Raw genomic sequence first — 5,917 nt, 5'->3', positions numbered from 1 at the left:
TACGACTACCGCATGGACGCCGTGCCCGCCGTGGGGGAACACACCGAGGCCATCTTGCGCGAGCTGGGGCTGGACGATGCGGCGGTGCAGGCGCTGCGCAGCAGCCAGGCCATTTGAGCCATTTCAGCGGTTGACGTTCACCACCACCCGCCCGCGCACCTGTCCGGCCAAAATTTCTGCGCCCAGACCGATCGCGTCGGCCAAACCCACTTCGCGGGTCATGCGCTCCAGCTGCGCGGTGTCGAGGTCTTGGGTCAAACGCGCCCAAGCCGCCTCGCGCACAGCACGCGGGGCCATCACGCTGTCGATGCCGGCCAGTGTCACGCCGCGCAAGATGAAAGGTGCCACGCTGGACGGGAAGTCCATGCCTTGCGCCAGGCCGCAGGCGGTGACCACGCCGCCGTATTTCGTGCTGGCGCAGGCATTGGCCAGGGTATGGCTGCCGACAGTGTCGACCACGCCGGCCCAGCGCTCTTTGGCCAGCGGCTTGCCGGGCGCAGACAGCTCGGCCCGGTCCATCACATCGGCCGCGCCCAGCTGGCGCAGGTAGTCGGCCTCTTGCAGGCGGCCGGTGCTGGCCACAACGCGGTAGCCCAGCTTGGCCAACAAGGCGATCGCCACGCTGCCCACGCCGCCGCCTGCGCCGGTGACCAAAATGTCGCCCTTGTCGGGTGTGACGCCGTGCTTTTGCAGCGCCATCACGCACAGCATGGCGGTGTATCCGGCCGTGCCGATGGCCATGGCCTGGCGCGGGGTGAAAGCGGCAGGCAACTTGACCAGCCAGTCGCCCTTGAGGCGCGCCTTTTGCGCCAGACCGCCGCTGTGGCTCTCGCCCACGCCCCAGCCGTTGAGTACCACTTTGTCGCCCGCTTTGAACAGCGGGTGCTGGCTTTCGGTCACGGTGCCCGACAGGTCAATGCCCGGCGTGAGTGGGAACTTGCGCACCACGGGCGATTTGCCGGTGATGGCCAAGCCGTCTTTGTAGTTGAGGGTGGAGTAGTCCACCTGCACCGTCACATCGCCCTCGGGCAAGGCGCTGTCGTCCAGCGCTTGCAGGGTGCAGCGGTAACCGGTGTCGTCTTTGTTGATTTGCAGGGCTTGGTAGGTCATGGTGTGGTTCCTGAAAGATGCGTTACTTTGCACGAAAGTGGAGGGTGTCGGTAGCGCGGGGCGTCACCTGTGCGCTAGCATGGCGGCGTCTGAAAGGTCCTTTATGCGTTTTGCTCACTCTTTATGGCTTGTTCTGATTGGCGGCTGCCTGAGCCTGACTTCGGCTTGGGCCGCGCCCGACGAAGCGGCTTTGTGCAAGGACCAGGGCTACCCGGTGGGCAACGCCCGCAATTGGTTTTTTGACGAGTGTGTGCGAGTGGGTTCGTTCACGCACCACGCCGAGATTCCGGGCCTCATGGGTGGGCGCGCCAACGCCATGGCGCAAGCTGCGCAGCCGCTCGAATTACCCAAAGCCCCACAAGAGCCCGCCTACCGCTGGGGCATCAGCCAAGAAAGCGGCCTCAGCATCGACGACTACCTGAACCGTCAACGCGCTATGGCTTTGCTGGTGATCAAGGACGGCGTCATTCAGGTCGAGCGTTACCAGTACGGCCGCACGGCCAGCCACCGTTTTTTGTCGAACTCCATGGCCAAGACCATCACCGCCATGGCTGTGGGGTTGGCGCTGCGTGAGGGGCGCATTCAGTCGCTTGATGACCGCGCGGAACGCTACGCCCCCACATTGGCCGGTACGCTTTACGGCGAGGCCACGTTGCGCCATTTGCTGCGCATGGCATCAGGCGCGAAATTTGAAGAGCGTTACGACGGCAAGGACGATCTGGCCCGCTACGGCATGGCCGCTTACCGGGGTGGCCCGGCAGAAGGCGCGCGTGTGATCACCGAGCGCCTGCACCCGCAGGGGCAGCGCTTCAATTACGCCAGTGCCGAGACCGACATGTTGGCGCTGGTGCTGCAAGGTGCTACGGGCGAAACATTGAGCAGTTATTTGCAGACCCGGCTGTGGCAGCCCATGGGGGCCGAGACCTCGGGCCTGTGGCGTGCAGGGGCCAATGGGCTGGAGCGGGCAGGTGGCAACTTCAACGCCACGGCCCGCGACTACGCCCGTCTAGGGGTCTTGTTGGCCAACGATGGCACGCGGGTCGACCGCCCGGATCTGGGCGAGATCTTGCCACGCGACTTTTTGATCGAGGCCACCGACTGGAAGCAGCACCCGGAGGCCTTTGCCCCGCGCAAAGCCACCCCTTACTACGGCTATGGCTACCAGGTGTGGACGTTCCCTGGTCAGCAGCGCCGTTTTGCTTTGCTGGGTGTGTACGGACAAGCCATTTTTGTGGACCCGGCGCAAAAGCTGGTGATGGTGCAATTGGCGGCCAATGCCACCGCCAAGGCGGGGCAGACCAGCATGGGCCGGGAGATGGGTGCGCTTTGGTATGGCTTGGTCACGCACCACGGAAAATGGTGACCGGTGAACGCTTTCAGCGTTTGTTGACCAGCACAATGCCCACCGCCACCAGCGCCAAGGACAGCGCCAGGGTCAAGGTCAGGGTTTCGCCCAGCCAAAGCATGCCAAACAGCAAGGCGAACAGCGGCGTTAAGAACACGAAGGCCGAAATCTTGGTGGCGGGGTAGTGGCCTAGCATCCACATCCAGGCCAGGAAGCTGGCAAATGCACCCACCACAGTTTGCACCACCACCGAGCCCATAGCAAAGCCGCTCCAAGCACCGCCCCAGGGTTCGCCCAACCAGTGCGACAGCAGGATCAGCACCACGGTGCTCACGGCCAGTTGGTAAAACAGCAGTTTTTCGGCGGCCAGCCGGGTCAGGTTGGCGGCCCGGATGGCCACGGTGGTCAGGCCCCAAAAGGCCCCGGCGGCCAACCCCATCCAGTCGCCTTTGGCCCCGCCGCCGCCAAAGCCTTCGCGCAGGGCAAAGACCACAGCGGCAAAGGCGCAAGCCATGCCCAACCACTGCACAGCCCGCAGCCGCTCGGTGCGGATGAAAAAGGGCACCAAAGCCGCCACCCAAAAGGGCGAGGTGTACAAAAACACGGTCAAGCGCGAGGCCGTGGTGTGCTGCAGGCCGGTGTAAATGAAGGCAAACTCCGCCGCAAACAAGCAGCCTACCAGCAAACCGGCCCACAGGCTGCCGTCGCGATCAAACAGGCGCACCCTGCGCCACTGGCACCACAGCCACAGCAGCAGCGTGGCCCCCACGCCGCGCACCGCCGACTGGAACACGGGCGGCAATTCGGCCACGGTGGCTTTCACCAAGACTTGCTGAAAGCCCCAGAACATGCAACACACCAGCAACATGCCCACGGCCAGGGCGTCCAGGTGGTCTTTTCGGGGTCGGGTCGAAGGGGTCATGCCGCAGATTGTGCCGCTACCCGCCTGCGCGCCCTGTCGCCCGCGATGCGCCCGGTTACCATCAAAAATTGCACTGCTGTCGATTCGCTTGCCCAGCCCCCACCGTGCGCCAAACCCGCTGCCAACACCATGCCCAAGCTCGCCCACCACCACAACACGCCCTGGTCGCGCCGCGATCTGCACCGCATGGCGCTGGCCGCTGCCTTGGCGCCGTGGCTGACGCCCGGCCTGCAGGCGCAGAGCACGCCCACGCCTTGGCAGGTCAACCCGTTTAGCTTGGGCGTGGCCAGTGGCCAGCCACAGCCGAGCAGCGTGGTGCTGTGGACGCGTTTGCGCATCGATGAAGCCGATGCCGCCCGCCAGGCATCGGGCGCACCCGTGGTGTGCGAGTTGTTTGCCGACGAGGCCTTGCGCAAACCCCTGCGCCAATGGCGCTTGAGCACTGACGCCCGTCGGGGCCACAGCCTGCATGTGCTGGCCGATGGCCTGCAGCCGGGGCGGCATTATTGGTACCGTTTTGCCAGCGGTAACGCGGTCAGCCCAGTGGGGCGCACCCGCACCAGCCCGGCGCTGAACGAGGCGGTGCGCCGCTTGCGTTTGGGCTTGGCGTCTTGCCAGCATTACGAACAAGGCCATTTTGCCGCACACCGCGACATGGCCGCGCAAGACCTGGACCTGGTGCTGTTCGTGGGCGACTACATCTACGAAAGCAGCAACAAGCAATACAAAATCCGCGCCCACGAAAGCGGCATCCCTTTTTCACTCGACGCCTACCGCGCCCGCCATGCGCACTACAAGAGTGACGCCCACTTGCAGGCCTGCCACGCGGCCCACCCCTGGCTCATGACCTGGGACGACCACGAGGTGGTCAACGACTACGCCAACGACTTGGACCGCAACTTCACCGACCCGGCGGTGTTCTTGCAGCGCCGGGCGGCGGCCTACCAGGCTTACTTTGAGCACATGCCACTGCGCTTGGGGCCCGACCCGCAGCAGCCCAGCCAAATGCGCATCCACGACCGCATGGCCTGGGGCACGCTGGCTGACTTGTGGACCCTGGACTGCCGCCAACACCGCGACCACCAAGCCTGCCCCGACCTGATGCGCGGCGGCGGCCGCGTGGTCATGGGCTGCGATGCGCTGGCCGACCCGGCGCGCAGCATGCTGGGCCAAGCGCAAGAGCAATGGCTGACGGCGGGCCTGACACAAAGTCAGCGGCGCTGGAAGCTGCTGGCGCAGTCCACCTTGATGGCCAGCAGTGGCATCGAGACCCCCTTGGGGCGCAGCGCCTTCACCGACGGCTGGGACGGTTACCCCCAAGCGCGGGCAAGGCTGTTGCAGACCGTTGCCGATGCGCGCTTGAATGATGTGGTCATGCTGGGCGGCGATGTACACGCCAATGTGGCCGCGCAGCTGCGTGTGCGGCCGGGCGATGAACGCTCGCCCGTGGTGGCGAGCGAGCTGGTCACCACCTCGGTGTCTACTCGGGGTCTGTCGCCCAAACTCATGGCGCAAATTCAGCGCGACAACCCGGACATCCGTCACGCTCGCTCAGACGAGCGGGGCTACACCTTGATCGACGTCCGGCCCGATCGGCTGGATGCGCAGTTTTTGACCACACCGCACCCTGCCCAGCCCGACGCCCGGCTGGCGCTGCAAGGGCGTTGGACGGTGCGCCAGGGGGTGGCGGGCGTGGAGGCTTGGTCGTGAAATGACTGGTCGAGCCTAAGGGTTACCATGCGGTCTTTTTGTGGGCTGCGCGGCTAGAATCGGTGCATGAACACCGCCACCGTGACTGCGCCCAAAAAATCTTTCAAAGTCCAGATGCTCGCCGCACGCGAGGCTGCCATCATCCAGTCGGTCAACCGACTGCTCGCCGAAAAAGGCTTTGACGTGATGACCGTGGACGAGGTGGCCGCCGAGGTGGGCATTGCCAAGGCGAGTCTGTACAAACACTTCAACAGCAAAGAAGAGCTGGCCTGCGCCGCGATGGTCACCGCCATGCGCCGGGCGCAAGACGTGATCCAGGCCATGGACCCCCAGTTGGCCCCGCTCGACAAACTCAAGGCGGTGACACGCTGGACCATGACACTCAAGCTGCAAGGCCTGATGCCATCCTTGCCCAGCCAGAACTCCAGCCTGCGCGCCACCTTGATGGGCAGCAAAGATTACATGGACGGCTTGATGGAGGTCAGCGACGCTTTGGGCGGCTGGATAGAAGCCGCCCAAGAACAAGGCCAGATCAACAAGACTTTGCCCGCTGTGGCTGTGCTCTACACCTTGTTTGCCCGCGCCTGCGACCCGGTGCTGGAGTTCCTCAAAATGGGCGAACAGCACACCCACGAGCAAATCCTTGATCTGGTCATGAGCACCTGTTTTGATGGGCTGAACGCCCGCTGAGTCGGCCGCTTCAGCGCACCAGCAGCACAGGCACTTTGCAGTGCGCCATCACCTGTGTGGCGACCGAACCCATGACCAAGTTGCCCAGCGTGCCATGGCCGTGCGAGCCCATCACGACCATGTCAAATTTGCCGCTGTCG

General features: G+C 64.6%; 6 protein-coding genes and 1 pseudogene. 4 read left to right on the top strand and 3 right to left on the bottom strand.

The genetic code is table 11. The features are described 5' to 3' along the window. Positions 1-117: pseudogene (locus Q0341_RS09480) on the top strand (CoA transferase); the annotation flags it as partial. 6 nt (positions 118-123) lie between these two features. Here the strand turns inward: Q0341_RS09480 and Q0341_RS09475 are convergent. Next, complete coding sequence (locus tag Q0341_RS09475) at positions 124-1,110, bottom strand: MDR family oxidoreductase (RefSeq protein WP_299512504.1); 987 nt, start codon at positions 1,108-1,110, stop codon at positions 124-126. A 103-nt stretch (positions 1,111-1,213) separates the two neighbouring features. Between Q0341_RS09475 and Q0341_RS09470 the strand changes: the two genes are divergently transcribed. Further along, positions 1,214-2,473, top strand: coding sequence for a serine hydrolase (locus tag Q0341_RS09470; protein WP_299512502.1), 1,260 nt, complete (start codon positions 1,214-1,216; stop codon positions 2,471-2,473). Positions 2,474-2,486: 13 nt separating this feature from the next. Here the strand turns inward: Q0341_RS09470 and Q0341_RS09465 are convergent, their stop codons facing one another. Then, positions 2,487-3,377: a DMT family transporter gene (locus Q0341_RS09465; protein WP_299512500.1), complete on the bottom strand. Its 891-nt coding sequence runs from the start codon at positions 3,375-3,377 to the stop codon at positions 2,487-2,489. 129 nt (positions 3,378-3,506) lie between these two features. On the opposite strand from Q0341_RS09465, the gene Q0341_RS09460 reads away from it, so the two are divergent. Together Q0341_RS09460 and Q0341_RS09455 are read left to right on the top strand one after the other, a co-directional pair. Next, the gene (locus Q0341_RS09460; RefSeq protein WP_299512497.1) at positions 3,507-5,087 is read left to right on the top strand and encodes an alkaline phosphatase D family protein; all 1,581 of its coding nucleotides are present in this window, start codon (positions 3,507-3,509) and stop codon (positions 5,085-5,087) included. A gap of 66 nt (positions 5,088-5,153) precedes the next feature. After that, a complete protein-coding gene (locus Q0341_RS09455; protein ID WP_299512495.1) occupies positions 5,154-5,777 on the top strand; it encodes a helix-turn-helix domain-containing protein in 624 nt (207 codons plus the stop codon). Positions 5,778-5,787: 10 nt separating this feature from the next. Here the strand turns inward: Q0341_RS09455 and Q0341_RS09450 are convergent. Next, positions 5,788-5,917: universal stress protein (locus Q0341_RS09450; RefSeq protein WP_299512507.1), on the bottom strand; the 130-nt coding region annotated here is incomplete at its 5' end.

It is taken from the genome of uncultured Limnohabitans sp. (assembly GCF_937889215.1).
Classification (GTDB): Bacteria; Pseudomonadota; Gammaproteobacteria; order Burkholderiales; family Burkholderiaceae_C; genus Limnohabitans_A.
The sequence above is the reverse complement of the archived record's forward strand: the minus strand, read 5'-3'. Positions and strand labels throughout refer to the sequence as shown.